The organism is Microcystis sp. LE18-22.4A, from assembly GCF_027531105.1.
GTDB lineage: Bacteria > Cyanobacteriota > Cyanobacteriia > Cyanobacteriales > Microcystaceae > Microcystis > Microcystis aeruginosa.
This window is the reverse complement of sequence record NZ_JAPZRB010000325.1, coordinates 1-2200: the sequence shown is the minus strand read 5'-3', so window position 1 is coordinate 2200 and position 2200 is coordinate 1. Positions and strand designations below refer to the sequence as shown.

General features: G+C 37.5%; 3 protein-coding genes and 1 pseudogene. All 4 read left to right on the top strand.

Going from position 1 to position 2200, the window contains the following annotated elements; translation table 11 throughout:
- Positions 1-411, top strand: a 411-nt coding sequence (locus tag O9295_RS14430; protein ID WP_288033473.1) for a DUF29 domain-containing protein, incomplete at its 5' end; no start/stop codon positions are given.
- An 11-nt stretch (positions 412-422) separates the two neighbouring features.
- Complete coding sequence (locus tag O9295_RS14425) at positions 423-881, top strand: DUF29 domain-containing protein (RefSeq protein ID WP_288033471.1); 459 nt, start codon at positions 423-425, stop codon at positions 879-881.
- Positions 874-1803 (top strand): lysylphosphatidylglycerol synthase transmembrane domain-containing protein, encoded by a 930-nt coding sequence (locus O9295_RS14420; RefSeq protein WP_288033470.1) that lies wholly within the window; start codon positions 874-876, stop codon positions 1801-1803. Before O9295_RS14425 ends, O9295_RS14420 begins: the two co-directional genes overlap by 8 nt.
- Before the next feature lie 294 nt (positions 1804-2097).
- A pseudogene (locus tag O9295_RS27875) lies at positions 2098-2200 on the top strand (Uma2 family endonuclease); the annotation flags it as partial.

The following is a 2200-nucleotide window of genomic DNA, read 5'->3' as shown; positions in this document are numbered from 1 at the left end:
TCCCTCTGGTTGGAAGAAACTATCGAACTCTTAAAAGCGAAGAGATTTGACGCTTTAGATTTAGAAAACTTAATCGAGGAATTAGAAGACTTGGGAAACGAAAAAAAGTTTCGTGTTGCTAGTTTTTTACAGCAAATTATTCGTCATGCTTTGTTACTGCAATTTTGGACAGAGGAAAGAGCATATAATCAAAGTCATTGGGAATCAGAACTGGTAAATTTTCAAGATCAATTAAATACCTACCTAACGGCAAGTTTACGGAAATATTTAGAACAAGAATTTGATAATATTTATCAGAAGGCAATCCGTTATGTGAGAAAAAAGACAAAAAATCAAGTTACTTTCCCTAATACTTGTCCCTACAGTTTAGAAGAACTTCTCGATCCTAATTGGCTACCACCTTACGAATAAAGGAGATGATAATGACTGTTATTCCCGACTTAAAAATTCTCTACGAAATTGATGATTCCCTCTGGTTGGAAGAAACTATCGAACTCTTAAAAGCGAAGAGATTTGACGCTTTAGACTTAGAAAACTTAATCGAGGAATTAGAAGACTTGGGAAACGAAAAAAAGTTTCGTGTTGCCAGTTTATTAGAGCAAATTATTAGAGATTGTTTATTATTACAATTTTGGACAAGTGAAAGAGAATATAATCGTAGTCATTGGCGTTCAGAAATCGTCAATTTCAAAAACCAGATCGACACTTATTTAACTACTAATCCCCGCAATTATCTCACTCAAGAATTACCTCGTATTTACCAGAAAGCTTTAAATTATGTTAGAGAAAAAACCGATAATCAAGTTAGTTTTCCTGGGGAATGTCCCTACAGTTTAGAAAATCGCCTTGATCTCGATTGGTTCCCTCCAGAAAATGAATAAAGGAAAAAACGAAATGCTGAAAAAGTTTCTACGTTGGCTGATTATTGGGGGAACCTTATTTTTTGTTCTCAGTAACCTTAAAAATAACTGGGATAACGTCACCTCAGTTAGAATTGAAAATCATGGTTGGTTATTTCTTTTCTTGGCACTTGTAACCACTGTTATCGCTCAAATTTGGGCAGGATGGGTGTGGACATGGATACTCAAAAGCTATCAACAACCGATTAAAACTTCCGAGGGAATTGGCATCTATATGATTACCAATTTAGGAAAATATCTACCCGGTAATATCGGTCACTTTTATGCTCGCATCGTGGCAATTAATAAAGCAGGAAGTGATTGGGGAACCGCTAGTTTAAGCGTTTTATTAGAACTTTTATTGCTGGTGTGTGCAGCCTTAGCCATAGCAGTTATTGGGAGTGGTTTAGGTTGGATGAAATCTAGCTCAAGTCTAGGGATACAGATATTAGTTTTAGGATTAATTTTAATCGGCATTCATCCCAAATTTTTAAATTATCCTCTGAAAATCCTTAGCCAAAAGAAAAAGATTGCTCAAGAACCTGTTTATCTAACTAAATATCCTCTCGTCCCTCTCTTGGGTGAAACTGGATTTTTATTGTGGCGCGGTGCGGGTTTTATTTTAGCTTGGATGGTGTTAAAAATGATTACCCCCGCTCAGATTTTACCCCTCTTAGGAACCTTTAGTTTTGCTTGGTTATTGGGTTTAGTTGTCCCCGGAGCGCCGGGAGGATTAGGAGTTTTTGAAGCTACAGTGATCGCACTTTTAGACACAGAAAACTTTCCCGCCGCTAACGTACTTATCACCGTTGCTATCTATCGTTTAATTAGCATTCTCTCTGAGGTCATTGCCGCCGGAATCGGGACAAAATTAGTTAAAGATAAAGCCAAGTTTTTTAGTTAGCTTAAGGATATTATACTAAATCTGGTTATTAAAAACTGATTATCTATTGCTCCTTTTGCCTATTGCAAGAGTGCCTATTGCCTCTCCTGATATGTAGCCTATACTCAACGGATTTAGTATTAGTCGGGTGTGTTAGCCCAGTATAACGCACCCGGAAGAAAAGTTTTGATCATTGTTAAGCGGAGATAATTTTCTCAACTCCTAAAATCTATCTCCTCACTCCTAAATTCTGATGTAACATAGGATCAATAATCAGCAAAAACATGGATACTCCCACCTAGAGAGGCCGAAAAAATGACGATTGCCAAAAGCGACGAAACTGCCACCTCTCCGGCACTGATAGAAGAAGATTTCGAGGACTTCTGGGAACCCCCCCCACCCCCCACAGACTTAATTT

Excerpts from the sequence above, each read along its gene's own strand:
- O9295_RS14425 (WP_288033471.1), top strand. The coding sequence starts at position 423 with ATGACTGTTATTCCCGACTTAAAAATTCTCTACGAAATTGATGATTCC.
- O9295_RS14420 (WP_288033470.1), top strand. The coding sequence starts at position 874 with ATGAATAAAGGAAAAAACGAAATGCTGAAAAAGTTTCTACGTTGGCTG.